We start from the raw sequence: 25,450 nt of genomic DNA, 5'->3' as shown, positions 1-25,450 counted from the left end.
AAAGTTGATTGGTTTGGCTTTCAGGGAGGGAAAGAAATGTTTTCCATACAAGTGGACGAACACACAAAACTCAGACGGCTCAACCCCTCAGATCAACATGAGTTATTTCGGCTCATGGATAGCTCAAGGGAGCACTTGCGGCGTTGGCTGCCCTGGGTGGATGCAGTGGAAGCACCGGAGCAATCGCTGACTTTTATCAGGAACTCGCTCCAACAGTATGCGGATGATGATGGTTTTCAGGCAGTAATCGTCTATAAGGGAGAACTGGCAGGGATCATTGGGCTGCATGGCGTTGACTGGGATCACAAATCCACGTCCATCGGTTATTGGATGGGCGGGCCTTTTTGTGGGAAAGGGTTGATGACGAAGGCCTGCCGGCAGGTCGTCCATCACTGCTTCCGCACGCTGGAATTGAACCGGATTGAAATCCGGGTGGCTGCTGGAAATGAGAGCAGTGCGGCCATTCCCCGGCGGCTCGGTTTTACATATGAAGGACGGATCCGGGCGGCAGAGATGCTCGGGAAGACGTACGTGGATCATGATGTGTATGGATTGCTGCCATCAGAGTCCGGAATTGAATGAATGCTGGTATTTCTGCAGAAACGCCGTTGCTCATGGTACGATAGGAGGTAGACAGGAGGAAGAACGATGACAGAGAAATTGTATTACAAAGATGCGTACCTTACGAGTTTTCATACCTATGTAAAAGAAATAGAAGAGGATCACCGAGGACCATACGCCGTCCTTGAGGCAACGGCCTTTTACCCGACAGGAGGCGGCCAGCCTCACGATACCGGCACCTTGAACGGGACTGCTGTCGTCGATGTTGAGGATATAGATGGCGAGATCCGTCACTACCTGGCTGCAGCCTTGTCTTCAGAACAGACAGCTGTCCACGGCGTCGTGGATGAACAGCGTCGTCATGATCACAGGCAGCAGCACAGCGGTCAGCATATCGTATCCGCCATTTTCCACGATGACTATCAAATTCCAACGACGAGCTTTCATTTAGGAGCGGATACGGTAACGATCGATCTGGATACCCCTCAACTCAGCGAGGCGGTCCTGAAAGAGGCAGAGGCGAAGATCAACAAGGTCATCCGTGCTGATTATCCGATTGACACGAAATGGATGACGGTGGAAGAAGCCAATACCTATCCGCTGCGCAAATCGTTAAGTGTGGAAGGTGACGTACGGCTCGTGATCATCCCGGAAATTGATTACAGCGGCTGCGGCGGCACCCACCCTGCCTCTACAGCGGAAGTAGCTGCAGTGAAATTCCTCGGCTGGACGAAGAATAAAGGACAGGTCCGTCTGGAGTTTGTCTGCGGTGACCGTGTTCTGGAGCAGCTCGCGAGCAAGCATCAGATCATCCAGGGGGTAAAACAGCTGATTTCACGCCCGGAAGGTAAGCTCGTGGAAGAATTGACGTCTCTCATCCAAAGCGATAAGGAAAAAGAGAAAAAAATCGCTGCACTGGAAGAACAGCTGTTGTCCTTTGAAGCAGCTGAACTGGCAGATGCTCACAGCGGTGATGAGGTGATTGTAAAAGTGTTCCAGGATCGTTCCATTAAGGACCTGCAGGCTCTGGCACAGGCCGTGCTTACGAAGACCTCCGATCATCGGGTTGTCTTTGTGAGCGAGCAGGAAGAACAGCTTCAATTCGTCCTTGCCAGAGGAGAGGCACTGGAAGGCAATATGAATGAGGCTGCCAAACAGGTCATGCCGCTGATTGAAGGCAAGGGGGGCGGCCGCCCTCATTTTGTCCAGGGAGGCGGACGCAGGCTGATGGCCGGTGAAGCATTTGCTGAAAAAGTGAAGGAGCAGCTCCTTACGCCTGCTGAATAAACAAAAGGAAGCATCCCTGAATGGGACGCTTCCTTTTTTATAGTTAGGCTGTTTCTGTCTGCATGGCTGGAGAGGGAGTACCTTTCCAGAAATACCCGATTAATGCGCCGATAACGGCTGGTACAATCCAGCCCAGGCCGAGGTCATAAAACGGCAGGTAGGCCGCATAAACCGTGTTCACGGATTCCAGCCACTGGGTCGTAATCGATGGGACCGTTCCTGCAAGGGCGTTGTATCCGTCGAAGAGGCTGACGAAAAAGGTGAGCACCATAGCTCCCGCATAGACAGGGCGCTTATGATTGAACAGCTTGGAGCTGAGGCCGAGCAGAATAAGGACGATCGCCAGCGGATAAAGGAACATCAGCACGGGGATCGCATACGCAATAATGTTTGTCAGTCCGAAGTTTGCCACGATAAAGGAAAATAATGACAACACAAGCACAAACGTTTGATAGCTCACTTTCGGATAAATCGTATGGAAAAATTCACTACAGGCAATGATCAGGCCGATACACGTTTTCAAGCAGGCCAGAATGACGATCAAAGCAAGCAGGATGGAGCCGAATGGTCCGAAATAATACTGGGAAACCGCAGCAAAGGTCAGTCCGCCGTTTTCAAACTGCCCGACAGCCGCTGTACTGGAAGCCCCCATATACGTAATCAGTCCGTAAATCAGCGCCATTAACCCCATGGCGAACAAACCGGATTTCCATGTTGTGCTCGCAATCGCTTTTGTATCAGTGATGCCGAGACGGCGGATGGCATGAATGACAACGATCCCGAAGGCAAGGGCGCCGAGGGCGTCCATCGTGTTGTATCCTTCCTTGAATCCGGTCATGAACGGCATCGCTTCATAAGATCCGGTCGGTGCCCCGAAGCTTCCCATCGGCTTGATGATGGCTGTAACGATAAGAATGGATAAGAACAGTAAAAAGGTCGGTGTGAGATATTTCCCGACAATGTCCATCACTTTCGCCGAATTGAGAGAGAAGTACCAGGCCGCTGCGAAAAAGATAAAGGTGAAAACGCCGAGCCAGATGTTCGCTGATCCTTGATCAAGGAAAGGCTCAAATCCGACAACGAACGGAACAGTAGCCGTCCGGGGGATAGCAAAAAACGGGCCGATGGTTAAATATAAAAGCAGGGCAAAGCCTGTCCCGAATAAGGGGTGGACACGGCTGGCCAGGTCATGTAGTCCGCTGCTTCCGGACAAGCCGACAGCCAGGATGCCCATGAACGGAAGTCCGATCGCGGTAACGAGGAAACCAATCAAAGCCGGCCAGAAGGATGTTCCAGCGAGCTGTCCGAGCTGTATGGGGAAAATCAGGTTGCCTGCCCCGAAAAATAAACCAAACAGCATGGTCCCGATCATGATGTACGTGGAGATGGCTTTTCTTTGTTGCATATGCATGTTCCTTTCGTGGTGGAGTCTTCATTCGTGAAACGAATAAAGATTATCCTACCAAGAATCGGAGGAAGGAACAATAGCCTTTCTTCAATTCGTTTAAATTATTTGTCTTTTTCAAAAATGGCATCGTTTTCTTTGGCATGTTCTGGATAGAGCGCCGTTTCTGCCCTCGAACGTGAAGAATATTTTTGACTTTCACAGAGTGGTCATGCATGATATTTCCGTAGGAGATTTTTCCGGCTGTACGGAAAATAAGGGGATCGTCCGGGCCTGTCATCGTGGTTGAATGGCAGAAGCCTGAAATCGTACACATGGAGGAAACAAAAATGAAAAAGACGTGGATCTGGATAGCTGCTGCAGCAGCCGTTGTCCTTGTGATTGCCGCTATTGCTTTATTAAGCGGCGGCGGGACAAGTGAAGATACAGCGGATCGTTATGAAAACCAGCCTTACTTAGGTGAAGAGAGCGCGGAAGTCAAGATTGTAGAATTCGGGGACTACAAGTGTCCGTACTGCAAGGATTTTGAGTCCGGATTCTTTCCATTGATTGATGAGCAGTTGATTCAAACCGGAGATGTGAAATTTTACTTTATTCAATACCCGTTCATCAACGCGGATTCCGACCGCTCTGCTGAATTTGCAGAAGTCGTTTATCAGGAACTGGGAAACGACACCTTCTGGGAATTTCATGAATTGATGTATGAAAAGCAGGAGCCGGGAACCGAGCAGCAGGAAGTTTACACGGAAGATTACTTATATGACACGCTGGCAGAAGTCGTCAGTGAAGAAGAAGCGCAGTCGGTTCTTACTGCCTATCAGGATGGTGCCGGTGAAGAGGCACTGGATCGCGACCTTGACTGGGCTGGTGACTGGGATGTCACTGGAACGCCGACACTATTTGTGAATGGTGAAAAGTTCGAAGGCAGCTCCATCGATGACCTCGTTCAAATGGTTGAGGAAGCAGAAACGGAATAAAAAGAAAAACCTGCAGCAGGCTAAGTTCAGGCCTTGCTGCAGGTTTTTTTATGGTTCCAGATCTCCATAGGTGGTCCCCCACTTATGCATCTGCTCAAGAATAGGAATCAGCGTTTTCCCCATCTCTGTAATGGAATACTCGACCTTCGGAGGAACGGTATCATATTGGAAGCGGATAATGAAGCCATCCTCCTCCAGTTCCTTCAGCTGCTGGCTCAGCACCTTATGTGAAATGCCGGGAAGCAGGCTTCTCAAAGCGTTGTAGCGGAGTGTCCCGTCTACGCTCAAGTGCCAGAGAATGACGGTTTTCCATTTGCCGCCGATCTTCTTCAAAGTGTATTCTATGGAGCATTTAAGCTTTCCATTATCGTCCATCGGTGCCTTCATAAACGGGCTCCTTTCTAACTTTTTGGTAAGCGTCTTACTTAAAAGTGCGTTCTTCTCAAACGTCTAAATCTAACTATAATGGAATTTGTAAAGGAAATAAAACAAGGAGGAATAAATGATGATGACTTTTCCAAGATCTTTTTCCCATATCGGGCTTTCTGTCCCGAATTTAGATGAAGCTGTTCAATTCTATACGGAGGTATTTGGCTGGTACGTCATTATGGAGCCGTCGGAAGTGAAAAATGATGACTCAGCGATCGGCCAGATGTGCCGCGACGTGTTCGGGAATGACTGGGAGCAGTTCCGCATTGCCCACCTCGCAACCGGTGACCGTATCGGAGTCGAAATGTTCGAATTCCCGGAGAATGAGACTCCGGAAAACAACTTTGAATACTGGAAGACAGGCATCTTCCACTTCTGTATCCAGGACCCGGATGTAGAAGGCATGGTGGAAAAAATCAAAGCCCACGGCGGGAAGCAGCGCATGCCGATCCGTGAATACTATCCTGGAGATAAACCGTACCGGATGGTCTATGTTGAAGATCCGTTCGGCAACATTTTTGAGATTTACTCCCATAGCTATGAACTCACCTATTCTGACGGAGCTTATTAATAAACGAACGCCCTTGTCCTTGCAGACAGGGGCGTTTCTTTTTATGGTAGGGAGGAAGGAGGGAGATGGATGAACGTGATGGAAATATTACGCACTGGTTCTGAAAAGCAGCAGCACGTCCTGAAGCTGTATCACAAGCTGAAAATCGCTTCAGAATGTAAGGAAAATCACCCGGTCATCTGTGGAACGATTCCCCTCGGCATTGATTTGGAGGATTCAGATGTTGATGTCATCATGCAGGCGGAAAACCTCTCTCTTTTATCAGAAAAATGGGAGCGGCTGTATGGAGGCTTTCCGGGGTTCAAGGTCATTGAGAAATACATAAGAAGGCGGAAGGTCTTAAAAGCCAACTTCACCTATGGGGGGCTGGAGTGGGAGTTGTTTGCTCAGAACCAGCCGGTGACCGAGCAGCATGCCTGGCTTCACATGTACTTGGAATGCCGTATTCTTCAGGAGGATCCGTCATTGAAGACCATCATACGTCAGCAAAAGAAAGAGGGTTTTTCCACGGAAGCCGCTTTTTGCACCCAGTTGGGCATAAAAGGAGACCCTTATGAAGGGCTGCTTACTTATGGGAGGATGCGGAGGTGGATGTGAAAATTTTCTGTTTATTTCACAGCCTTCCTGTTCTATAATTATATCAAATAGATATATATTAAATTGATATAAAAGGAGCAGCCTATGAAGGAGAATCATACCCCTTATGCCCTGCTTGGCTTGATGACGGCTGGATTTCACACAGGCTATGAAATGAAGCAGATGATAGATGGCAGTTTGAATCATTTTTGGAAGATCAGCTACGGACAGATCTACCCTGCGCTTAAGAAACTGGTGGAGGAGGGGAGTGCAGACGTTAAAGTCACCTCACAGGAAGGCCGGCCGGATAAAAAGGAATACGTTATCACCCCGTCCGGTGAAGAACAGCTGCGTTCGTGGCTGTTGAAACCGGTGGAGGATCTGCCGGTAGAGAAAAATGAACTGCTGCTGAAGCTGTTTTTCAGCCGGAATCAGGAGAAATCCGTCATTCTTCATCAATTGGACAGCTACGAGGAAATACTGCAGGAGAAACGTCACACCTATCAGAGCATCAAGGAAATGCTGCTGCGGGAGGCGTGTCCATCACAAGACACGCCGTTTTGGATCATTACACTGGATTACGGCCTTGCAACGACGGAGGCGGCTGTCGTTTGGTGTGAGAAAACGAAAGTCCGTATCAAAGAAATGAAGGAGGAGTAACGTGGGGAAACAAGTGTTTCAAGGACGTTACACGACAGAAGCGGCGGGAGAGGAAGGATTTGTCGTTTTTCTTATCGGGATGCGGATCAATAAATGGCGGGCCGTACATCAATGGCTGCCTGTGCTTCGTGCAATGCCGCCGATGATCAAGGAGCTTTATACCTACAAGGATAAGGGGTTTCTGGAAATGGAAAATTTCTTTACTGGCCGGACGGTGCTGTTGCTGCAGTATTGGAAATCAGAGGAAGCCCTGCTGGCCTATGCCCGAGGGGAAAAGCACCGGAAGGCGTGGAAGAAGTTTTATCAACTGGCCGGGGATACAGAAGAGGTCGGCATCTACCATGAAACGTATCTGCAGAAACCAGGGCAGTATGAATCGATTTATGGAAACATGCCGAAGTTCGGGCTGGCGAAAGCCATCGGCCATACGAAAATCAATCCGCAGACGGTTTCAGCGCGCCGGCGGTTGAATAGACATGGATGAAAAACCTCATACCTTCCGCTTTTCAGTCTGTAAAGAAGCGGGGCAGCGTTTACGTGTGCGTGGTGGAGCACAGTTTTCCCTGCGTGTTACCCTTTGATTAAGGAGGACCTTCTATTACATCGAAGGTCCTCCTTTTTGCAGTTCATCCTTATAGGACTATGAGGAGAGTGATGCTTTGTCCCCGGCTGTCCGCATAGGCTTCCTCACGTATACATCATCACAAAATACAGAACAGCCGGTTCTTCACAGGGGTTGTGATAGCCGTGGAGCTGATCCGCCCGGAATTTAATCGCATCATACGTCTCCAGGTCATAGAAGTCGTCCTGTATCTGGATGCGGGCACGTCCTTCCATTACTGTGATGTATTCGACTACTCCGGATTGGTGGGCATCGGTGATATATTCAGTTCCCGGCTTTAAAAAGGCGCGGTGGGTCTCGATTGCATCAAAACCGCGGGTGGAAAACACCGACTCAAGTGTCAAGGACTCATCCGCACTCAGGACTTTATTTCCTTCATGTTTTCTGGAAATGACAATTTCCTGTTCCTCGGCAAGCAGCGTGGAAAGGGGAATCTGCAGACCGTTGGCGATTTTCCACATGACGGTGAGCGATGGATTGGCTTCTCCCCGCTCAATTTTGCCAAGCGTCAGTTTACTGACACTCGTGAGGTCGGCCAGGTCCTGCAGGCTGAGCTGTTTCCCTTTTCGCAGGCGCCTGAGCGTCACTCCGGCCTGTCTGGCCAATTTTTCTGCTTCGTGCTTTTGGTGGTCACTCATCCTTTTTTCCTCCTGTAAATGGTTTTCAATTTATATACGTTAATGTATACTATAATATACGTTAAGTTAATTATAATATACTAAAGGGGTGGTGGAGATGAGAGAGATTCTGATCGGTGTGGCGGCCTCGATGTTTTTTGCTGTCACCTTCATTCTGAATCGGTCGATGGAACTTGCTGGTGGCAGCTGGATGTGGAGTGCGTCTCTGCGCTTTCTATTTATGGTGCCGTTCCTGCTTCTCATTGTACTTGTAAGAAAGAACGGGAAACAAGTGTTTCTGGAATTGAAAGAGCATCCATTGATCTGGATCGGATGGAGCTTTGTCGGATTCGTTTTGTTTTACGCCCCTTTAACCTATGCCGCTGCGTACGGACCCGGATGGCTGATCGCCGGGACGTGGCAGATCACGATTGCCGCCGGTATTCTCCTCACTCCTTTTTTTTACACGACGGTGTATGTCGGAAGCAGGCCTGAAAAAAGAAGAGAACGGGTTCCGATCCGTTCACTGCTCATTTCTTTCCTTATTTTAGCAGGTGTCTGTCTGATCCAACTTCCGCATTTGGAGAAAGTCACACTGTTGGAACTAACGGCCGGGGTTTTTCCTGTTCTTGTCGCTGCGTTCTGTTATCCTCTCGGAAACCGGAAAATGATGGCCTTCAGCAGTGACCGCCTGGACACCTTTCAGCGCATTCTCGGCATGACGCTTGCCAGCCTTCCTTTCTGGCTGATTTTGAGCACGACCGCCCTGGTCACAGCAGGACCGCCGGCGCAGGGGCAGGTGCTCCAGTCCTTTATTGTCGCTGTCTGCTCAGGTGTAATGGCCACTACCTTATTTTTCATAGCAACAGACCGGTCCAGGCATCAAAGCGGGAAGCTGGCTGCTGTCGAAGCTACGCAGTCCACGCAGGTTCTGTTCGTCCTTCTTGGGGAAGTGCTTTTGTTGTCTGCCCCGCTTCCAGGTTTGACGGCCTTTTTCGGAATTGGAATATTAGTCACAGGCATCATTCTGCACAGCCTCACCGTTAAAAAAGGGAAGGCCCCGGTACGCAGGGATGTGACGTTGAAAAGGGCTTGACGATCCAGAATCCCGGATCAGAGGAGCCGGGTTTTGTAGAAAAAGTTCGTCCTATCCAGTTAGAGTTGTCCGTATGTCGTGTGGAGTAGGCACGTTCCGCTTATCGGCGGATGCCTGCCGCGGACACAGCCTCAGCAAGGGGATCTTCGGCTCGCGCTGTTCCCGCAGGCGTCACCACCGAACGCTCCTCGTGCCGGTGCCTGTGGAAAACAACTTTACGCTGTGATAAAAGGGAAAGGTGAGCATTGCTCCTTCGCCGTTTCAAAAGAACAGGACAGGCTGCGTTACTGCCGCTTACGTGGGAGGGATCCTATTGATAACCAAGTATGGATGTCCGCTCCTTTAGAGCCACTAGAAAAAGGGTTTCTCTCCAAGCTGCCGGATCAGAGGATCCGGTTTTTTCAATTTGTACTTGCCTTTCCTGCTGCTTTTATGCTATGTTCTATGTAACCGGTTACACAATGCAGGAGTGAAGCTATGGTAACGATTAAAGATGTAGCGAAACATGCGAGGGTGTCCGTGGCTACGGTATCACGCGTGTTGAATAATAACGGCTATGTAGGCGCAGAAACACGGAAGAAAGTAATGACGGCTATTGAAGAGCTGAATTACAGTCCGAATGAAGTGGCACGCTCGCTGTATAAGCGGGGCTCCCGATTGATCGGCCTGCTTCTTCCGGATATTACAAACCCATTTTTTCCTCAGCTGGCCAGAGGGGTGGAGGACGAGGCAGGCCGCCACGGCTTCCGTGTGCTGCTCGGGAACAGTGATGAGGATATCGAAAAGGAAATGGACTACATTCAAACTTTTGTTCAGAATAATGTGGTCGGTATGATTACCGCTACCAATCATGTTGATTATGATATGTACCAGTCGCTCGACCTTCCGCTGGTCCTGCTTGACCGGACGTCCAGCAGCTATCCCGCTGTCTACGCAGACGGCCGGGAAGGAGGGAGGCTCGCTGCAGAGACCCTCATTAAAAAAGGAGCGCAGCGGGTGACACTCGTCAAAGGCCCTGCCCATGTGAAACCGGCAGTGGACCGTTACCGGGGCGCTGTGGAAGTCCTCGGAGAAGCGGATGTGGATTTTTCTGTGATGTCAACGACCTCCTATGCTTTTGAAGAGGCATTGAACTGGGCCGAGGAGCTGTTTAAGAAATTTCCAGAGACGGACGGCATCATTGCCAGTAATGATATTGTCGGAATTGCCATCATCCATGAAGCGTTGAAACGGGGGAAAAACATCCCGGAGGAGCTGCAGATCATTGGATATGATGATATTCCACAAAGCCGGCTGTCCTACCCGCCGCTTACGACCATCCGCCAGCCGGCTTATGAAATGGGAAGGAGAGCGGCTGAACTGTTAATACAAAGAATCGGACAACCTCAACAGGAACACCGGTCCATTCAAATGCCGGTGGAACTGATCGAACGACATACAACACGAAAGGATGATCAAGAATGAAAAAGCCGACCATCGCTGTCATTGGCAGCTCTTCCATGGATCTTGTCGTCTCCTCTGACAAACGGCCGCAGGCAGGAGAAACGGTATTAGGAAAAGCGTTTGATACTGTGCCCGGAGGCAAGGGAGCGAACCAGGCGGTCGCAGCCGCCCGTCTGGGGGCTGACGTCTATATGATCGGATGTGTAGGAGAAGATACTTACGGAGAAGAAATCACAGCCAATCTTAAGAATAACGGTGTTCACACCGATTATGTGGAACCGGTTACACATGAAAGGAGTGGAACGGCTCATATCATTTTGGCCGAAGGTGACAACAGCATCGTCGTCGTCAAGGGTGCCAACGATCACGTCACTCCACAGTACATTGAAAAAGCAGAGGAACTTCTGAAGAACAGCGATCTTGTCATGATTCAGCAGGAAGTGCCGGAAGAGACGGTTGTGCATGCTGCAGAGCTGTGCTCCCGTTATGGTGTGCCTTTATTGTTAAATCCAGCTCCGGCAAGACCTGTACCAGAAGAAGTCCTGGCTCAAGTCAGCTACATAACACCGAATGAACACGAAGCGGAGGTTTTGTTCGGGGGTCCGGCCTTATCAGAGGCGCTGAAAGTCCATCAAAATAAATTATTCATTACCGAAGGCGCCGCCGGCGTCCGCTGGCATAATGGCAGGGAAGAAGTTCTTGTACCATCGTTCCCGGTCCAGGCGGTCGATACGACGGGAGCCGGTGATACGTTTAACGCCGCCTTTGCTGTCGCAGTGGCTGAAGGAAAAGGGATGGAAGAAAGCCTGCGTTTTGCCAACCGGGCGGCCAGCTTGTCCGTCACCGGTTTCGGGGCTCAGGGTGGAATGCCGTCCCGTGAGGCTGTTGAGGAGGGGTTGAAGCCATGAAGAGACACGGCATCTTAAACAGCAGCATTAGTAAAGTGCTCGCAGATCTCGGTCACACCGACCGGATCGCCATCGGTGATGCGGGCCTGCCGATACCGGCAGGAACGGTGAAGATCGACCTTGCCTTAAAAGAGGGCGTGCCCGGGTTTATAGAAGTCGTACAGGTCGTGCAGGAAGAGATGTGTGTAGAAAAAGTGACCACAGCGGAAGAGATGAAGTCCAATCCGGCTGTTCAGCAGGAAATGAGAGACATGTTCACAGCAGTCGAGATGGACGAACTTTCCCATGAAGCGTTCAAGCAGGAGCTGACAGATGTCAAAGCGGTCATCCGTACAGGTGAAATGACACCTTATGCCAACTGTATCCTGCATGCCGGGGTCATTTTCTAAAAAGGGGTGAGACGATGCATATTACGATGAATCAGATTCATAAAGCGTTTGGATCGAACAAAGTGCTGGAAGGCGTGGATATCGAAATCAAGGAAGGGGAAGTCCACGCCCTCATGGGAGAGAACGGAGCAGGTAAATCAACGCTCATGAATATCTTGACCGGCCTTCACAAGAAGGATCAGGGGATGATTCAGATTGACGGTCAGGAAAAAACGTTTTCCAATCCAAAAGAAGCGGAAAACTACGGCATCGCTTTTATTCATCAGGAGATGAATGTCTGGCCGGAATTGACCGTACTGGAGAACCTGTTCATTAATCGGGAACCGGTTACATCCTTTGGGATTATCAATACAAGAAAAATGAAAGCGGTTGCGGAGGAACAGTTTGAAAAGCTCTCCATTTCCATTCCGCTGCACAAGGATGCCGGACAGTGCTCGGTCGGGGAGCAGCAGATGATTGAAATTGCCAAGGCGCTCATGACCGATGCAAAGGTGATTATTATGGACGAACCGACAGCAGCCTTAACTGACAGAGAGATTGAAAAGCTGTTCGGCGTGATCCGTTCCTTAAAAGCATCCGGGGTTTCCATTGTTTATATTTCCCACCGGATGGAGGAGATTTTTGACGTCTGTGACCGGATCACTGTCATGCGGGACGGCCGTACCATTGATACGACGCCGATTCCGGACACGAGCTTTGATGAAGTGGTCCGCAAAATGGTGGGGCGTGAACTTACCGATCGTTTTCCTGAAAGGCAGGCTGATCCGGGAGAAACCGTCCTTGAGGTGAAAAACCTGACACGTCCAGGCGTATTCCAGAACGTCAATTTTCAAGTGAAATCCGGTGAAATTGTTGGCGTTGCTGGATTGATGGGGGCGGGAAGAACAGAGATCATGCGCACGATCTTCGGACTGGATGGAAAGTATGAGGGGGACATCCTTGTGAACGGTCAGACGGCTGTAATGAAGAATCCGGGCCAGGCGATCAACCTCGGACTCGGGTTGATTACGGAAGACCGGAAAGACGAAGGACTGGTGCTTGATTTTCCTATTAAAGATAACATCGCTCTCCCCAGCTTGAAAAGCTTCACGAAGCGATCTCTCATCCAGGACGGCAGGGAGCTGGAATTCGTGGAGTTGTTGATCAAGCGTCTGACAATCAAAACCGAATCCGCTCAAACCGAGGCGAAGAACTTATCCGGCGGGAATCAGCAGAAAGTGGTTATTGCTAAATGGATCGGCATCGGGCCGAAAGTACTGATTCTTGATGAACCGACGCGCGGAGTGGACGTCGGGGCAAAAAGAGAGATTTACCAGCTGATGAACGAGCTGACTGATCGCGGGGTAGCCATCCTTATGGTCTCCTCTGAACTGCCGGAAGTGCTCGGCATGAGCGATCGAATTCTCGTCGTTCACGAAGGAACCATTGCCGGGGAACTGGACCGGTCGGAAGCGACACAGGAAAAGATTATGACATTTGCGACAGGAGGGAACGTCCATGATGAACGCCATTAAAAAAACGAACACCATCGGCCAGTCACTGCAGAAGCTGGGGCCGCTGGTCGGACTGCTTGTACTTATTACCGTTGTATCGATTATAAACCCAAGTTTCCTGGAACCTTTGAACCTTTTAAACCTGCTTCGTCAGGTAGCAATTAACGCCCTGATTGCCTACGGAATGACCTTCGTCATTTTGACCGGCGGCATCGATTTGTCTGTCGGATCGATTCTTGCTTTATCGAGTGCCCTGATGGCCGGGATGATGGTATCCGGCATTGATCCGATTTTAGCTATTCTGATCGGCTGTCTGCTTGGTGCGCTTATGGGAGCTGTCAACGGGCTGTTGATTACCAAAGGGAAAATGGCTCCGTTTATTGCCACATTGGCAACGATGACGATGTTCCGGGGCCTGACCCTTGTGTATACGGACGGAAACCCGATTACAGGACTTGGCGACAGCTATGCATTTCAGCTGTTCGGCCGCGGCTATTTCCTTGGTATTCCGGTACCAGCGGTGACCATGCTGCTCGCTTTTGCTGTCCTATGGGTGATTCTTCATAAGACACCGTTCGGACGCCGGACGTATGCGATTGGTGGTAACGAAAAAGCGGCGTTTATTTCAGGGATCAACGTTTCCCGTGTGAAAATTCTTGTCTATTCACTAGCCGGTCTATTGTCTGCGCTCGCAGGGGCGATCCTTACGTCACGTTTGAATTCAGCGCAGCCGACTGCCGGTACCTCCTACGAGCTGGATGCGATTGCTGCTGTTGTGCTTGGGGGTACGAGCTTATCCGGAGGCCGTGGGTTGATCGTTGGAACATTGATTGGTGCCCTGATTATTGGAACGTTGAATAACGGATTGAACCTGCTCGGGGTCTCCTCCTTTTTCCAAATGGTCGTTAAAGGTGTCGTCATTATCATTGCTGTCCTCATGGACCGTAAGAAATCAGCTTAGGAGGGATGAACATGAACAAACGATTATTACTGATGATCGGCGCAGTCCTGCTGTTTCTAAGCGCCTGTTCCCTGCAGCCGCCGGAATGGGCCAAGCCGGACAACAATAAAAATCCGGAAGATATGAAAATAGGATTGTCCGTGTCCACTTTGAACAACCCGTTTTTCGTTTCCATGAAGGACGGGGTGGAGAAGGAAGCGGAAGCCCAAGGGATGGACGTTGTCGTTGTGGATGCGCAGAATGATGCAGCTAAACAGGTCAGCGACGTAGAGGACCTGATCCAGCAGGGGGTCGATGTCCTGTTGATCAACCCGACAGACTCTTCGGCAGTTTCAACGGCTGTCCAGTCTGCCAACAGTCTCGGTATTCCTGTCGTCACCCTGGACCGTTCCTCTGAAAAAGGGGACGTGGCCACTCTCGTAAGTTCTGATAACGCAAAAGGAGGGAAGATGGCCGCGGAATATATGGTGGATCAGCTTGGAGAAGGTGCCAAAGTAGCAGAGCTTGAAGGTGTTCCCGGTGCATCTGCGACGAGGGAGCGTGGAAGCGGCTTCCATACGGTGGCGGACGAGCAGTTGGACGTGACGGCTAAGCAGACCGCCAATTTCGACCGGACAGAAGGGTTGAATACGATGGAGAACATTCTTCAGGGAAACCCGGATTTGGAAGCGGTCTTCGCCCACAATGATGAAATGGCGCTTGGTGCCTACCAGGCCATTCAAAGCTCCGGCCGTGATGTCCTTGTAGTCGGATTCGACGGAAATGAAGATGCAATGACAAGTATCCGGAACGGCAGCCTTTCCGCAACCGTCGCTCAGCAGCCGGAACAGATCGGCTCGCTGGCTGTCCAGGCCGGAGCAGATGTGCTGCAGGGAGAGGAAGTCGAGGAAACGATTCCGGTCCCTTTGAAACTCGTAACCAAAGAGAACATTGACGAATAACGGATCACCCGTCTTATCCGGACGTGCACGGAAACCTTCCCGCTGCCCGCGCAAACGGTCTCCGTTTATCACCTGAAGAGACAGCCTTGGAGCTGTCTCTTTCTGTTTTTCCTTGTGTTTTTCCATAGGGTTTGTAATACTGACTGGAAATAGGAAAAAGGACATATGATCCAATCACGCGGATACGTCAGCTCCTTGCAGCGGCCTGTATATGGATGTCTTCGGGTATATAACGATGGATCTATCAGGCTGTGTTTTCTGCTGGGCATTGATTTCGCGGCTGTCTATTCGGTAATTTTCTATGAAAGTATTTATATAAGAGATAGGAGGGAGTCCTTTGCGCAACATCCTGCTTAAATTTATACGTCTTGATAAAACGACGCTGCTGATCGGCTCTTTCCTGATTATTTTCGGAAGTACGTTCACGATCATGTGGATTGAGCCGGAAACCTTTACGAGTTTCCATGACAGCCTGTGGTGGGTGATGACGACGATATCGACGGTCGGTTATGGGGACATTTCCCCTCAAACAACCGCCGGCCGGAACTTTGCGATGCTGCTTTACCTTGTGGGTATCGGTGTCCTTGGTGTGGTCATCAGCCTGATTGCCAATGCGATGGGGATTTTCAAGAAGCGGAAGGAGGAAGGGAAATTGAGCTATCACGGAAAAGGCCACATCGTCATCGTCGGTTGGTCGAAAAAAGCAGCCCTGGCCATTGATGAGATTTTATTGGCCGATAAGGATACAGAAATTGTCCTGATTGATGAGGTGGAGAAAGAACCACTGAATATGAAGCGCGTCCACTACATACACGGCAGCCCGATGAAAAAGGATGTCCTTGACAAAGCGAACCTCGCGGACAGCAAAAGCGCAATCGTATTTGCGACAGACTGCTCAGACAACACACGGCTGGTCGATGGCAACTCCCTGCTTATTGCTGCTGCTCTGGAAAAGAATGCCCCTCATATCCATACGACTGTTGAAGTGCTGGACCGCGATCACGTCCCTATGTTCAAGCACAGCAAAGTGGATGAGGTCATTTTATCCGATGAATTCGTTTCCCGCATGCTCGTGCGCTCCTCATTCCAAAAAGGGGTGTCCGGATTATTCAATCAGCTGATCAGCCGGGAGTCCGGCTATGATCTTCGCCAGATTGAAAGAAAAGAAGAATGGGAGACCTACCGTGATGTCGTCGAGGAAGTCACATCACAGGGGGGGAATGTTATCGCCGTTGGAGAGAACATGGACATCTATAAGCATTTGGATGAGCCGCTTCCTGATGGCGCGCACATCCGTGTCGTCTGCGATGAACAGACGTATAACACGCTCTGCTGATGCCCTTGGATGGTTGAAAAATCCGGATCGATACGCGATAATGGTCCGGGTTTTGCCATAAGAAAGGGGGAATGGAATGTTATCACCTGTACTGAACCATTCCGGTCTGACGTTCATGGTCGCTCTCCATCTGGTGACAGCAGTCCTTCTATTCGCTGTGTCGTATACATACGAAAAGTCCATCATCACTGATCGGAAAAATAAATGGCTGTTCTTCGGCATCAGTCTGATCTACAGCTGGGTGGGGACGATGATTGTTGTAGACAGCCTGTTTGATCTACATAGAGACCATACGCTTTCTGTTTTCATGTACCGCACGAGTCTGGTGGTGTTATGGATCGGTTTTATCCTGGCGCAGCTTCTCGTGTATAAATGTTTGAACCAGATGGAAATCACAGAGGAATGAAAAAGGAGAGGGGCGGCAGCCCCTCTCCTTTTTTATGCTTCCGAACCCGTTTTCTTCGGAGCGACTTTTCTTTCCAGCTCCTTCGTCACCTGATCTTTATATTTGGATTCCACCAGGATATAAAGGAAATCACCGGCTTTGATTTCCGTTTCACCGTAAGGGGTAATCACGTGGTTGTCACGAATGATGGCATTGATGTTCGCATGGTTGGGGAAAGAGAGATCCCGAAGCCTGCTTCCCACCACCGCTGATTCCTGACTTGTCTGATACTGGATCATTTCCACAGCCACTTTCCCCATCGATATCAGCTCGATCGAATGGTGCGGCGTATCTTTTTTCGGGCCGACAAGGTTTAAGCGGTCCGCCATCCAGGAGATCGTCGACCCTTGAATCAATGCCGACGTCAACACGATAAAGAAGACGATGTTGAACAGGGTCTGGCTGTTGTTCAATCCATCTACGACCGGAAAAGTAGCGAGGACGATTGGAACGGCTCCCCGCAGTCCGGCCCAAGAAATGAACAGTTTTTCCTTGAACGTATAGTTGAGTCGGATCAAGGAAAGGAAGACAGCGGCCGGCCGCGCAACAAAGATGAGCAGCAGGGACAGGATGATGCCGTCATACATCACTTCGGATGAAAACAGCTGGTCCGGAAAGACAAGAAGACCGAGGATGATGAACATGAGAATCTGTGCCATCCATGCGAAGCCTTCATTAAATTGGAAGATGGAATACCGGTACGTCAATTCCCGGTTTCCGATAACAAGGGCGGCGATGTAAACAGCCAGGAAGCCGCTTCCGCCGACGAACGCAGTAATCCCGTAGGTCAAAAGCGCAAACGCAATCGATAAGATCGGATAAAGGGCGCTCGATCCAAGTCGGATCCGGTTGATAGAGAAGGAGGCTGTCCAGCCGAACAGGACACCTAACACGAGTCCAAGCCCCATCTGGAGGAAAAAGGTGGGGATAAGCATCCAGATGGAGCTCCCTTCATTGGAAATCAATTCAATGAAAGAAAGCGTCAAAAAGACGGCCATAGGATCGTTGGTGCCGGATTCTGCTTCCAGGGTCGCCCCCATTTTCGCTTTGATGTTCCGTTCTTTTAATACGGAAAAAACAGCGGCTGCATCGGTCGAACCGACAATCGCCCCGAGCAGCAGTCCTTCCATCAGGCTTAAGTCAAGCAGAAGAAAAGCGGCCGCCCCGATCAACGTCGATGTAAGGACAACTCCGATCGTAGCGAGGGACAGGGAAGGGACGGCTACCGAGCGGACGGTCGCCCATTTCGTATGAAGTCCGCCTTCAAACAAAATCAGAACGAGGGCGAAGACCCCGAACAACTGGGCCACTCCGGCATCGTCAAAGTAAATGATCCCAAGACCGTCACTCCCGATAATCATCCCGACAATCATAAACAGAATCAGCGCCGGGAGACCCCAGCGGCTGGAAAACTTGGCGGCCACGATGCCGCTGAAAAGTAAAAACGCGGTAATAAGTACAAATGCATCCGTTCCAAAAGCTTCAATAAACATTCCATAACTCCCTTATTCAATGTGTAGATCAAGGACCATGCCTGGAGCTCCAAGCATGGTCCCGATTTTACAAACCTATGATCTGCTTCAGTTCTTCCGTATTGACCATCTCCCACGAAAAACCGGTCCACCATGAGGACCAGTCCGCTCCGTTTAGAGAACCGAAGAACCAGACAGACCCGAAAAAGCATAAATAAATAGATAGGACGACCACGGCATAAAGCCCTGTGTCTCTGAAATTTTTCAACGTCATGTCTCCTTTATATGGAATCGTGTACATCCATGAAAAGGAGCATTTATGTATAGGTTGAATTCGCATGCCTGACTGTGAGAAACCCTTTGCTTTCCCCAAGAACCCCAACCACCTGATGCTTAAGTAGTCCATAAGACTGGACAAGAGAGGCAGGAGGATCATGGATAAAGGCAGAAGGGTCCGTCTCATCCTGATCCGGAGGAAAGGAGAGAGGCTGGAAAAACACACCCTCGTTGTGCGACAGCTGGACAGATGATGCAATATTCAAATCGTCCGACCAGCTGTAGGCAAGTTCCTGGAATTTTTCGTGCGGATGTAAAAGCGCTGAAAATAAAAGCATGCTGCCAACAAAAAAGACGGGGAACAGGCGCATCCTTTCCCTCCTTCCATACAGGTGATCTCTTTATTATATCAATCAGCAAGGTCAAAGTCATGGAAGAAGGTTACAGGAAAACGAAGACAATCGTGAAACCTCCGCACGATCCAATCGTATAGAAAGGCAGGGAAAAAATGTGCGGGGGGATTCCTATGCTGAGGTGGCTGATTTATTTGTTCGTAATCATCATGAATGGCTCGTTCCTGCTGGCGGTTTTTGACGTTTGGACGGATCGAACTGCCTTTTGGGTAATGGTGACAGGGGCGGGGGCCGTCATAGGCACATTCGAAGCCCTGCATCGGCGGGGAAAACTGACAGATGTAAAAAAGGGAGCGTCTTAAATGCGTCACTTACTACCGGTGATTTTAGTTATGGCAGCTATAGGTCTTTTGATTAAGGTTATGAATATATTTCCAGCCGGTTACACCGTATTTATTGGAGTGGTTTCAATCTTTCTAATGTATGACGCCGTTAAAGCGTGGAAGGATCGCTCATTCATAAAAGCAGTGAGTAAGATGCTGATGTCTATGCTGCTGTTTATGATGATGGTCACACGTGTTTCTTAAGAGCATGGGAGGTGGACGGACGTGGGTTTTGCTTCCTGGTTTATATTGTTGTTCACCCTGTTTATGGCTGTAGGTGGTTTTAAAAAGAAGAAAAAGAAGAGATGAGAAAGCCGCTGATTAAGAAGCGGCTTTCTTTTTTGGGGAGCGTCGGAACCACCGGTCTCCGGTTTCATTGACAACAATGGAAAAGAGAATCAGGCAGATGCCGGCCCACTGCAGGAGGGTCACCTGCTCCTTCAGCACCACCATAGCCGATACAATGGCGACCGGCAGTTCTACAGAGCTGAGGATGTTGGCAAGTCTTGCCGGGATGTGCGGAGCCCCTCCAGCAAAAAACAGCGGTGGAATAACGGCGCCGACCATCGCAATGCCGATACTGATCAGCCACAGCTCTCCGTCGAAGACGGGGAACGTAGGAATGTCCCTGGAAAAGACGAGCAGAACAAGGAGAAATGATCCTGTAATCATCCACGAACTCCGGAGCACCGGGTTCGTATCCGGCGCGGCCTGTCCGCTCGTGTAAATGAATGCCGCATAGGAGAGTCCTGATAAAAGACCGAGGATCACGCCGGCAGCAGGGAGTTCCATCATCCCTCCTGAGAGCACCTCAGATGCCAGGATGACCCCTGTCAAAGTGATGGCAAGGGAAACGAAATGGATTTTCTCCGGTGACTTGTTTAAGAATATCCATTCAATCAGCATTCCGATCCAAACAAATTGAAAAAGCAGGACAATCGCCATGGATGCGGGAATGTACTGCATCGCTCCGTAGTAAAAAATACTTGTCAGTCCTACAGTGGAACCGGAGGCCATCACTTTGAAGCGGTCTGAGCGCTTCATGTGACGGATATCTTTCCAATGGGGGAAAGACAACAGCCACAGCAGAACCAAGGCGGCCGTCATCTGAGCGATGTTTAAATGACCGAGCGTGTACCCGGCAGCAAATCCACTTTTCACAAAGATGGGGGTGAAACCGAAGCTCGCCGCTCCGATGAAAACCAAGAGTGCCCCTTTCTTTTTCATATCTGTCACCTTCCTTCTTTATCCATCCTCCACTTTACCATGGACGGAGATGGACAGCATCAAGGATAAAGTAGTTCTGTCCAAAAAATCGATGAATAAGATGAAAATGGGGATTTCTTGAAGGGGGAGTGGCACGATGTATCCAAATGAACATCCGGAGCAGCTGGCGTGGCAGGCGGTGAAATATGATATGCTTTCGAATTATTACAAGTATATCGACCCGAATAAGCATATCCACTATTATCATAAGCACCTGCAGTGCATGCAGCAGTGGATCATGTGTGAGCGCGGTGAAGGCATGGGGATGGGTGGAGGCGGCACGGCAAAAGTAAGGGTCCTTCACGCGTCGCCGGATGCACCGAATGTAGATGTGTATGTGAATGGACAGAAAATCCTGGGAAATGTCCCATATAAACAGCAGAGTGAGTATTTAGAAGTACCTCAAGGCCAGTATCGTATTGATATTTATGCGGCCGGTGACACTTCGCAGCCTGTTCTGACCCAGACGGTAGCTGTTGAAGCCGATCAATCCTATACGGTGGCCGCCGCTGGAAAAGTGAACCAGCTTCAGCTCGTCCCCGTCGTCGATAATGACCATACAGCAAATGGGAATGCTAAAGTCCGCTTCTGGCACCTGTCTCCAAATGCACCAGCAGTGGATGTAGCCGTTAAAGGCGGCGATGTGCTGTTCAGAAATGTGCCGTTCGGCAGAGCCACCCGTTATATCACGGTTCCACCGACGACCGCAGATTTAGAGGTGAGGGTGGCAGGGACCGACCAGGTCGTTCTGGAGGTTCCTGGAGTAACCTTGCGTCCGAACGAAGCCTATACCGCTGTTGCGGTCGGATTAGCAGGCGGCCAGCCGCCGCTGGAAGCCATTTTTCTACAGCCATAAAAAAAGGAAGCGTTCCTGGTGGACGCTTCCTTTTTTTATTCGGCCGGCTGACCGGCTTTCTTTTTACTGTAATGCTTCCTTGCTTTCATCCGGTTGCCGCACACGTCCATGGAACACCATTTGCGACGCCCTTTTTGATTCACGAATAAGGCCAGGCAGTCATCATTCTGACAGGCGGAAACTTTCTCCCAGATGCCGGCTTCCTTATGATGGAGCATTTGGTAGGCGAGGATCGCCAGCAACCCATCTGAACCGCCCTTCAAAGGGACGGGCACCAAGGCGTCCTGGTCGAATATAAACTGCAGGGATCCTTTCGTCCATTCACTCAGCATATGGGTTAATGCTTCTTCATTCTCTCGATTGTAAAAGTATGAACGGCTTTGATCCCGGAAACTGCGGAGCTTCTCAATATGGAAGGGGCCCCGCTTAACAGCCTCCACCTGCTGATCCGTAAGCAGCCTATGCTTACCCATGAGATCAAGCCATTCATCCCCCCCCTGTTCCATCGTCAAATAATCATTCGCCTGATCCCGGCGGCTGTTTATCGTATTAAAAAAGTTAATAAATACATAAGAAGAAAAGTGGGAAAATGTCATCTGATCCTGCACAATAAAAACCTCCGAATCCTTTCTATTGACTTATAGTTTAACATATCTTATTATTCTAACCGTAATAAAATAATTTAGTGGTTATAAAATAACCCTCAAATGGAGGAATCAATCATGGCAGTTACAAACGTAACCGATGCAGACTTTGCTAATGAAACCAATGAAGGACTCGTCCTTGCGGATCTGGGTGCCCCATGGTGCGGCCCTTGTAAAATGATCGCACCTGTTCTTGAGGAACTGGATGCAGAAATGAGCGGAAAGGCGAAAATCGTTAAACTGGATGTTGACCAGAATCCTGAAACGGCGCAGGAGTATGGCGTGATGAGTATCCCGACACTGCTCTTCTTTAAAGACGGTGAGCTGGTTGATAAGAAAGTCGGCTTCAAATCAAGAGAAGAACTTGCTGAAACATTGAATCAGCATCAATAATGAGGAACGGAGGCTCAGGCCTCCGTTTTTTTATGGGGAAAATGGAGATTAATTGATATATCCCGAAATTAATTGATATAGACTGGAAAAAATCGATATATCACAAATTTCGTTGATATATTCTAAAAGAAATCGATATATCTGGAAAAAGACTGATAAACCGACCTGAACGGCCGATATCCGCTGCACCCACCCGTCCAAAAAAGTTTCAGCTTTGACATCTTCCTGACTTATTTCTTTTTTATGATGAACATGTACCAAATACATGAAGTCTACAGGAGGACGTAAAGACATGAAAAACGTATTTTCAAAAAAAGCACTGGCAGGGGCTCTTGCATTGGCGATTGCCATCCCGGGCGTCTCTTATGCGGCGACAGATGCCGGAACAGAAACGGATATAGAAGTGACCCAGGAGTCTGTGGAAAGCAGTGAAACGGAAATCCGCAGCCTGCTGCAGCAGTATAAGAACGGAGAACTGAGCGAAGATGAAGTTCTTGAGAAACTCCAGGAGCAGAAACGCTTTTTCTTCCAAAAAGGCGGCCACCATTTTGAGGACTTAGATGAAGAAACCAAAGAGAAGCTTGAGGAAATCAGGTCCAAGGTGGAAGCAGGCGAATGGACGAAGGAAGAAGCAAAAGCAGAGCTGGAGGAGCTCGGGATTGAGCAGCCCCGCCATCACGGAGGAAAAGGTCATCCCATGGGTGCAGACCTGACAGCGGAACAGCGTACCCAGCTGGATGAGATACGTGAGCAGGTCGAAAGCGGTGAACTGACAGAGGAGGAAGCGCAGGCCCAGCTCGAGGAACTTGGCATTGATCTAAAGCCTCGCGGACAGGCACCGGATAAAGAGGAAAGTGCAGAAGAAGCAGAATCCGCGGCTTCCGCTGTATAATACAACAGCAAGGGAAAAGAAGGCTTCCTCAAAAAGCCTTCTTTTTTATGTGATTTATTCTCCACGGCCCTGGTTACCCTTTATAATGGAAGCAAAGGAGCGCTGTAACGATGAACAAAGTATTGATTGTAGAAGATGAACCGACCATTTCCCGTGTTCTCCAGGCCTACTTATCCAAAAATGATATGCTGACCGAACAGGCGTGGACGGGAAATGAAGCAGTTGAAAAATTCACTGAGCATCGTCCAGACCTCGTGCTGCTTGATGTGATGCTTCCTGATAAGGATGGCTGGGCGGTATTGAAGGAAATTCGTGAAAAAAGTGCCTGTCCGGTGATCATGTTGACAGCTCTTGGGGAAATTGATGATAAGCTGAAAGGCTTTGAAAGCGGCGCCGACGATTACATAGCCAAACCTTTCATCGGTGAAGAAGTAGTAGCAAGAGTAAAAGCTGTCCTGCGCCGGCCGGTTGCAAGAGTGGAGGACCAGCTTCTCCGCATAGGATCACTGGTCGTCGACCCGGCCGCCCATACCGTTCATAAACATGGGCAGGAAATCGAATTGTCTCCGAAGGATGGCAAGCTGTTCATTTTTCTCACCCGTCATCCAAATCAGACCTTCACCCGGGAGCAGCTGCTTGATCACGTATGGGGCATCGATTATGACGGAAGTGACCGGGCGGTGGATTTATCGATTAAGCGGATCCGTAAGGCGCTTGGAGATTCAAAGGAAGAGCCGTATGACATCAAAACACTGCGGGGATTGGGGTATCAGTGGAGTGTACAAACCTGAGCAGCGTAAAACGATTTTTCATTACTGGTCCAGAAGGTACTTGGCTACGCTTCTCATCGGCTTGATTCTCATAGCCGCAGGGTCCGTCTGGTGGATCAAGAAGACGACGGTCGACCACAGGCTGAATCTGATGCACATTGTGGGACAGGAAATTGCTGATAGAATTGTGACGACAAACGGCCGGATCCTTTCGGGGCCGTTGTTTGAGGAGATTTTAAGAAACCGCGCAGGAGAATTGGATGTAAGTGAAATTCCGGCCGCGCTGATTGTCACCGACCAAGGGGAGATTCTCGTTACGAACCAGCGCGGAGGGCAGATCAGGAATGCCGGCGATTATGTCGATGAATCGTTGTATAAGACGACCGAGTCCGTGGTGTCCCTTGACCGGAATCAAAGGGCTTACGTGATCAGCGAGCCGGTTGAAAGCGGAGAGGAAACGCTCGGGTATGTCGTTTTAGTCAATGATAAGGAGACACTCAGCCGTCTGAACCAGGAATATGGATTACTGGCCCTGCTGCTCGGGGGTGTCGGTCTGCTCGGCTGGGGAGTTATTTATTATTTGACGAGGCAGCTGTCGAAGCCGCTGAAAGAAACGGCACGTGCAGCCAGAAGGGTCAGTGAAGGCAGCTATGATATCCAGATGTCTTCGCCTCCGAAGGAAAAAGAGCTGGCTGAATTGATGGATTCCTTTACCGATATGGCTGCCAAGCTCAAGCAGCTGGAAGAGATGCGTACGGAACTGCTGGCCGGAGTGACGCATGATTTGAAAACCCCCGTCACATCGATGAGTGGTCTGATCCAGGCGGTGAAGGATGATATTGTCGAAGGCAGTGAAGCGAAAGAGTACCTGGACCTGTCTTTAAAAGAAATGGAACGCCTGCAGGTCATGATCCAGGATTTATTGAGCTTTAATACGTATGCTGCTGGTGCACTGCCGATGTACAAAAAGCATCAGCCGCTTCGTCCGATTTTGACCCATTTTCAAAAACAGTGGCAGTCGGATCCGGATCATATTCAACTGGACGTCCAGTTTCCCGAAGAAGAGATGGTTCTTCCTGTCGATGATCACCGGCTGAAGCAGATTTTGTTCAATCTTGTTCAGAATGCCGATCAGGCTGTACAGGAAGGAAAGGTCATGATCGATGTCACACGGGACGCATCCCATCTGATCATGAACGTATCCGATAACGGCCCGGGCATTCCGGAAGAGGAGCAGCCGCTTATTTTTGAACGTTTTTACCGTGGTAAAAATAAGAAGCTGAAACAGCGGGGGCTGGGACTTGGTCTTCCTCTCAGCCGTATGCTGGCGGAAGCTCAAGGAGGAAAGCTTGAGCTTACCCGGTCATCAGAAAATGGAACGATTTTTACGCTGAAACTTCCTCTGCATGAGGTGTGAAAGCACGGTTC

General features: G+C 49.8%; 32 protein-coding genes. 24 read left to right on the top strand and 8 right to left on the bottom strand.

The features are described 5' to 3' along the window. The first annotated feature begins 36 nt into the window (after positions 1-36). Both GLV97_RS17750 and GLV97_RS17745 read left to right on the top strand, forming a co-directional pair. Positions 37-582, top strand: coding sequence for a GNAT family N-acetyltransferase (locus tag GLV97_RS17750; protein WP_160890252.1), 546 nt, complete (start codon positions 37-39; stop codon positions 580-582). A gap of 66 nt (positions 583-648) precedes the next feature. After that, on the top strand, positions 649-1,848 hold the full coding sequence (locus GLV97_RS17745; RefSeq protein ID WP_160890251.1) for an alanyl-tRNA editing protein: 1,200 nt from the start codon (positions 649-651) through the stop codon (positions 1,846-1,848). Between the two features lie 43 nt (positions 1,849-1,891). Here the strand turns inward: GLV97_RS17745 and brnQ are convergent, their stop codons facing one another. Further along, entirely contained in the window at positions 1,892-3,253 is a 1,362-nt protein-coding gene (gene brnQ / locus GLV97_RS17740) for a branched-chain amino acid transport system II carrier protein (RefSeq protein WP_160890250.1), read from the bottom strand. A 329-nt stretch (positions 3,254-3,582) separates the two neighbouring features. On the opposite strand from brnQ, the gene GLV97_RS17735 reads away from it, so the two are divergent. Continuing rightward, the gene (locus tag GLV97_RS17735) at positions 3,583-4,230 is read left to right on the top strand and encodes a DsbA family protein (RefSeq protein WP_237418650.1); all 648 of its coding nucleotides are present in this window, start codon (positions 3,583-3,585) and stop codon (positions 4,228-4,230) included. A gap of 48 nt (positions 4,231-4,278) precedes the next feature. Here GLV97_RS17735 and GLV97_RS17730 read toward each other — a convergent pair whose 3' ends face one another. Next, positions 4,279-4,617, bottom strand: coding sequence for a winged helix-turn-helix transcriptional regulator (locus GLV97_RS17730; protein WP_160890249.1), 339 nt, complete (start codon positions 4,615-4,617; stop codon positions 4,279-4,281). A 121-nt stretch (positions 4,618-4,738) separates the two neighbouring features. Here GLV97_RS17730 and GLV97_RS17725 point away from each other — a divergent pair, with 121 nt between their 5' ends. The 4 genes from GLV97_RS17725 to GLV97_RS17710 all read left to right on the top strand — a co-directional run bounded on the left by GLV97_RS17725 (position 4,739) and on the right by GLV97_RS17710 (position 6,950). Then, positions 4,739-5,230 (top strand): lactoylglutathione lyase family protein, encoded by a 492-nt coding sequence (locus GLV97_RS17725; protein ID WP_160836448.1) that lies wholly within the window; start codon positions 4,739-4,741, stop codon positions 5,228-5,230. Between the two features lie 69 nt (positions 5,231-5,299). Beyond that, entirely contained in the window at positions 5,300-5,827 is a 528-nt protein-coding gene (locus GLV97_RS17720; protein ID WP_160835323.1) for a DUF4269 domain-containing protein, read from the top strand. Positions 5,828-5,911: 84 nt separating this feature from the next. Next, entirely contained in the window at positions 5,912-6,466 is a 555-nt protein-coding gene (locus GLV97_RS17715; RefSeq protein WP_160890248.1) for a PadR family transcriptional regulator, read from the top strand. A gap of 1 nt (position 6,467) precedes the next feature. Next, the gene (locus GLV97_RS17710; RefSeq protein ID WP_160835325.1) at positions 6,468-6,950 is read left to right on the top strand and encodes a monooxygenase family protein; all 483 of its coding nucleotides are present in this window, start codon (positions 6,468-6,470) and stop codon (positions 6,948-6,950) included. 203 nt (positions 6,951-7,153) lie between these two features. On the opposite strand, the gene GLV97_RS17705 is transcribed toward GLV97_RS17710, so the two are convergent. Further along, the gene (locus GLV97_RS17705) at positions 7,154-7,726 is read right to left on the bottom strand and encodes a helix-turn-helix domain-containing protein (protein WP_160890247.1); all 573 of its coding nucleotides are present in this window, start codon (positions 7,724-7,726) and stop codon (positions 7,154-7,156) included. Between the two features lie 97 nt (positions 7,727-7,823). On the opposite strand from GLV97_RS17705, the gene GLV97_RS17700 reads away from it, so the two are divergent. The 10 genes from GLV97_RS17700 (at position 7,824) to GLV97_RS17655 (ending at position 16,678) form a co-directional block, all read left to right on the top strand. After that, positions 7,824-8,801 carry a DMT family transporter gene (locus GLV97_RS17700; protein WP_160890246.1) on the top strand — a complete coding sequence of 326 codons (978 nt, stop codon included), beginning with the start codon at positions 7,824-7,826 and terminating at the stop codon, positions 8,799-8,801. Between the two features lie 73 nt (positions 8,802-8,874). Further along, a complete protein-coding gene (locus GLV97_RS17695; RefSeq protein ID WP_160890245.1) occupies positions 8,875-9,027 on the top strand; it encodes a hypothetical protein in 153 nt (50 codons plus the stop codon). A 251-nt stretch (positions 9,028-9,278) separates the two neighbouring features. Continuing rightward, positions 9,279-10,265, top strand: a complete 987-nt coding sequence (locus tag GLV97_RS17690; RefSeq protein WP_160890244.1) for a LacI family DNA-binding transcriptional regulator — start codon at positions 9,279-9,281, stop codon at positions 10,263-10,265. Beyond that, positions 10,262-11,152 (top strand): ribokinase, encoded by an 891-nt coding sequence (gene rbsK / locus GLV97_RS17685; protein ID WP_160890243.1) that lies wholly within the window; start codon positions 10,262-10,264, stop codon positions 11,150-11,152. Before GLV97_RS17690 ends, rbsK begins: the two co-directional genes overlap by 4 nt. Continuing rightward, complete coding sequence (gene rbsD / locus GLV97_RS17680; protein ID WP_160842041.1) at positions 11,149-11,541, top strand: D-ribose pyranase; 393 nt, start codon at positions 11,149-11,151, stop codon at positions 11,539-11,541. The genes rbsK and rbsD overlap by 4 nt, the downstream gene beginning before the upstream one ends. A 14-nt stretch (positions 11,542-11,555) precedes the next feature. Continuing rightward, positions 11,556-13,055 (top strand): sugar ABC transporter ATP-binding protein, encoded by a 1,500-nt coding sequence (locus GLV97_RS17675; RefSeq protein WP_160890242.1) that lies wholly within the window; start codon positions 11,556-11,558, stop codon positions 13,053-13,055. After that, positions 13,039-13,995, top strand: coding sequence for a ribose ABC transporter permease RbsC (gene rbsC, locus GLV97_RS17670; RefSeq protein WP_160835332.1), 957 nt, complete (start codon positions 13,039-13,041; stop codon positions 13,993-13,995). The genes GLV97_RS17675 and rbsC overlap by 17 nt, the downstream gene beginning before the upstream one ends. Before the next feature lie 11 nt (positions 13,996-14,006). Further along, positions 14,007-14,936, top strand: a complete 930-nt coding sequence (gene rbsB, locus GLV97_RS17665) for a ribose ABC transporter substrate-binding protein RbsB (protein ID WP_160890241.1) — start codon at positions 14,007-14,009, stop codon at positions 14,934-14,936. Positions 14,937-15,273: 337 nt separating this feature from the next. Then, the gene (locus GLV97_RS17660; RefSeq protein WP_160890240.1) at positions 15,274-16,272 is read left to right on the top strand and encodes a potassium channel family protein; all 999 of its coding nucleotides are present in this window, start codon (positions 15,274-15,276) and stop codon (positions 16,270-16,272) included. A 76-nt stretch (positions 16,273-16,348) separates the two neighbouring features. Then, the gene (locus GLV97_RS17655; RefSeq protein ID WP_160890239.1) at positions 16,349-16,678 is read left to right on the top strand and encodes a hypothetical protein; all 330 of its coding nucleotides are present in this window, start codon (positions 16,349-16,351) and stop codon (positions 16,676-16,678) included. A 32-nt stretch (positions 16,679-16,710) separates the two neighbouring features. Here the strand turns inward: GLV97_RS17655 and GLV97_RS17650 are convergent, their stop codons facing one another. The 3 genes from GLV97_RS17650 to GLV97_RS17640 all read right to left on the bottom strand — a co-directional run bounded on the left by GLV97_RS17650 (position 16,711) and on the right by GLV97_RS17640 (position 18,836). Next, entirely contained in the window at positions 16,711-18,210 is a 1,500-nt protein-coding gene (locus tag GLV97_RS17650) for a potassium/proton antiporter (RefSeq protein WP_160835336.1), read from the bottom strand. A gap of 67 nt (positions 18,211-18,277) precedes the next feature. Next, positions 18,278-18,457 carry a hypothetical protein gene (locus tag GLV97_RS17645; protein WP_160835337.1) on the bottom strand — a complete coding sequence of 60 codons (180 nt, stop codon included), beginning with the start codon at positions 18,455-18,457 and terminating at the stop codon, positions 18,278-18,280. A gap of 49 nt (positions 18,458-18,506) precedes the next feature. Beyond that, positions 18,507-18,836 (bottom strand): hypothetical protein, encoded by a 330-nt coding sequence (locus GLV97_RS17640; RefSeq protein ID WP_160835338.1) that lies wholly within the window; start codon positions 18,834-18,836, stop codon positions 18,507-18,509. Between the two features lie 155 nt (positions 18,837-18,991). On the opposite strand from GLV97_RS17640, the gene GLV97_RS17635 reads away from it, so the two are divergent. Further along, positions 18,992-19,180 carry a hypothetical protein gene (locus tag GLV97_RS17635; RefSeq protein WP_160890238.1) on the top strand — a complete coding sequence of 63 codons (189 nt, stop codon included), beginning with the start codon at positions 18,992-18,994 and terminating at the stop codon, positions 19,178-19,180. Then, positions 19,181-19,405, top strand: a complete 225-nt coding sequence (locus GLV97_RS17630) for a hypothetical protein (protein ID WP_160835339.1) — start codon at positions 19,181-19,183, stop codon at positions 19,403-19,405. A 117-nt stretch (positions 19,406-19,522) separates the two neighbouring features. Here the strand turns inward: GLV97_RS17630 and GLV97_RS17625 are convergent, their stop codons facing one another. Then, the gene (locus GLV97_RS17625) at positions 19,523-20,428 is read right to left on the bottom strand and encodes an EamA family transporter (RefSeq protein ID WP_160890237.1); all 906 of its coding nucleotides are present in this window, start codon (positions 20,426-20,428) and stop codon (positions 19,523-19,525) included. Between the two features lie 136 nt (positions 20,429-20,564). On the opposite strand from GLV97_RS17625, the gene GLV97_RS17620 reads away from it, so the two are divergent. Further along, positions 20,565-21,323 (top strand): DUF4397 domain-containing protein, encoded by a 759-nt coding sequence (locus GLV97_RS17620; RefSeq protein ID WP_160890236.1) that lies wholly within the window; start codon positions 20,565-20,567, stop codon positions 21,321-21,323. Between the two features lie 35 nt (positions 21,324-21,358). Here the strand turns inward: GLV97_RS17620 and GLV97_RS20290 are convergent, their stop codons facing one another. Beyond that, a complete protein-coding gene (locus GLV97_RS20290) occupies positions 21,359-21,931 on the bottom strand; it encodes a CGNR zinc finger domain-containing protein (protein WP_160890235.1) in 573 nt (190 codons plus the stop codon). Between the two features lie 114 nt (positions 21,932-22,045). Between GLV97_RS20290 and trxA the strand changes: the two genes are divergently transcribed. The 4 genes from trxA to GLV97_RS17595 all read left to right on the top strand — a co-directional run bounded on the left by trxA (position 22,046) and on the right by GLV97_RS17595 (position 25,439). Further along, a complete protein-coding gene (trxA, locus tag GLV97_RS17610; RefSeq protein ID WP_160835343.1) occupies positions 22,046-22,360 on the top strand; it encodes a thioredoxin in 315 nt (104 codons plus the stop codon). 292 nt (positions 22,361-22,652) lie between these two features. Further along, the gene (locus tag GLV97_RS17605) at positions 22,653-23,252 is read left to right on the top strand and encodes a hypothetical protein (protein WP_160890234.1); all 600 of its coding nucleotides are present in this window, start codon (positions 22,653-22,655) and stop codon (positions 23,250-23,252) included. Positions 23,253-23,362: 110 nt separating this feature from the next. Further along, complete coding sequence (locus GLV97_RS17600; protein ID WP_160842027.1) at positions 23,363-24,043, top strand: response regulator transcription factor; 681 nt, start codon at positions 23,363-23,365, stop codon at positions 24,041-24,043. Beyond that, positions 23,991-25,439, top strand: a complete 1,449-nt coding sequence (locus tag GLV97_RS17595; protein WP_160890233.1) for a HAMP domain-containing sensor histidine kinase — start codon at positions 23,991-23,993, stop codon at positions 25,437-25,439. The genes GLV97_RS17600 and GLV97_RS17595 overlap by 53 nt, the downstream gene beginning before the upstream one ends. Positions 25,440-25,450 lie beyond the last annotated feature (11 nt).

Origin of the sequence: Halobacillus litoralis (assembly GCF_009856355.1) — a bacterium.
GTDB lineage: Bacteria > Bacillota > Bacilli > Bacillales > Halobacillaceae > Halobacillus > Halobacillus litoralis_B.
The sequence above is the reverse complement of the archived record's forward strand: the minus strand, read 5'-3'. Positions and strand labels throughout refer to the sequence as shown.

Coding starts and splice junctions, on each gene's coding strand:
- GLV97_RS17750 (WP_160890252.1), top strand. CDS start 37: ATGTTTTCCATACAAGTGGACGAACACACAAAACTCAGACGGCTCAAC.
- GLV97_RS17745 (WP_160890251.1), top strand. CDS start 649: ATGACAGAGAAATTGTATTACAAAGATGCGTACCTTACGAGTTTTCAT.
- brnQ (WP_160890250.1), bottom strand. CDS start 3,253: ATGCAACAAAGAAAAGCCATCTCCACGTACATCATGATCGGGACCATG.
- GLV97_RS17735 (WP_237418650.1), top strand. CDS start 3,583: ATGAAAAAGACGTGGATCTGGATAGCTGCTGCAGCAGCCGTTGTCCTT.
- GLV97_RS17730 (WP_160890249.1), bottom strand. CDS start 4,617: ATGAAGGCACCGATGGACGATAATGGAAAGCTTAAATGCTCCATAGAA.
- GLV97_RS17725 (WP_160836448.1), top strand. CDS start 4,739: ATGACTTTTCCAAGATCTTTTTCCCATATCGGGCTTTCTGTCCCGAAT.
- GLV97_RS17720 (WP_160835323.1), top strand. CDS start 5,300: ATGAACGTGATGGAAATATTACGCACTGGTTCTGAAAAGCAGCAGCAC.
- GLV97_RS17715 (WP_160890248.1), top strand. CDS start 5,912: ATGAAGGAGAATCATACCCCTTATGCCCTGCTTGGCTTGATGACGGCT.
- GLV97_RS17705 (WP_160890247.1), bottom strand. CDS start 7,726: ATGAGTGACCACCAAAAGCACGAAGCAGAAAAATTGGCCAGACAGGCC.
- GLV97_RS17700 (WP_160890246.1), top strand. CDS start 7,824: ATGAGAGAGATTCTGATCGGTGTGGCGGCCTCGATGTTTTTTGCTGTC.
- GLV97_RS17695 (WP_160890245.1), top strand. CDS start 8,875: ATGTCGTGTGGAGTAGGCACGTTCCGCTTATCGGCGGATGCCTGCCGC.
- GLV97_RS17690 (WP_160890244.1), top strand. CDS start 9,279: ATGGTAACGATTAAAGATGTAGCGAAACATGCGAGGGTGTCCGTGGCT.
- rbsK (WP_160890243.1), top strand. CDS start 10,262: ATGAAAAAGCCGACCATCGCTGTCATTGGCAGCTCTTCCATGGATCTT.
- rbsD (WP_160842041.1), top strand. CDS start 11,149: ATGAAGAGACACGGCATCTTAAACAGCAGCATTAGTAAAGTGCTCGCA.
- GLV97_RS17675 (WP_160890242.1), top strand. CDS start 11,556: ATGCATATTACGATGAATCAGATTCATAAAGCGTTTGGATCGAACAAA.
- rbsC (WP_160835332.1), top strand. CDS start 13,039: ATGATGAACGCCATTAAAAAAACGAACACCATCGGCCAGTCACTGCAG.
- rbsB (WP_160890241.1), top strand. CDS start 14,007: ATGAACAAACGATTATTACTGATGATCGGCGCAGTCCTGCTGTTTCTA.
- GLV97_RS17655 (WP_160890239.1), top strand. CDS start 16,349: ATGTTATCACCTGTACTGAACCATTCCGGTCTGACGTTCATGGTCGCT.
- GLV97_RS17650 (WP_160835336.1), bottom strand. CDS start 18,210: ATGTTTATTGAAGCTTTTGGAACGGATGCATTTGTACTTATTACCGCG.
- GLV97_RS17640 (WP_160835338.1), bottom strand. CDS start 18,836: ATGCGCCTGTTCCCCGTCTTTTTTGTTGGCAGCATGCTTTTATTTTCA.
- GLV97_RS17635 (WP_160890238.1), top strand. CDS start 18,992: ATGCTGAGGTGGCTGATTTATTTGTTCGTAATCATCATGAATGGCTCG.
- GLV97_RS17630 (WP_160835339.1), top strand. CDS start 19,181: ATGCGTCACTTACTACCGGTGATTTTAGTTATGGCAGCTATAGGTCTT.
- GLV97_RS17625 (WP_160890237.1), bottom strand. CDS start 20,428: ATGAAAAAGAAAGGGGCACTCTTGGTTTTCATCGGAGCGGCGAGCTTC.
- GLV97_RS17620 (WP_160890236.1), top strand. CDS start 20,565: ATGTATCCAAATGAACATCCGGAGCAGCTGGCGTGGCAGGCGGTGAAA.
- trxA (WP_160835343.1), top strand. CDS start 22,046: ATGGCAGTTACAAACGTAACCGATGCAGACTTTGCTAATGAAACCAAT.
- GLV97_RS17605 (WP_160890234.1), top strand. CDS start 22,653: ATGAAAAACGTATTTTCAAAAAAAGCACTGGCAGGGGCTCTTGCATTG.
- GLV97_RS17600 (WP_160842027.1), top strand. CDS start 23,363: ATGAACAAAGTATTGATTGTAGAAGATGAACCGACCATTTCCCGTGTT.
- GLV97_RS17595 (WP_160890233.1), top strand. CDS start 23,991: ATGACATCAAAACACTGCGGGGATTGGGGTATCAGTGGAGTGTACAAA.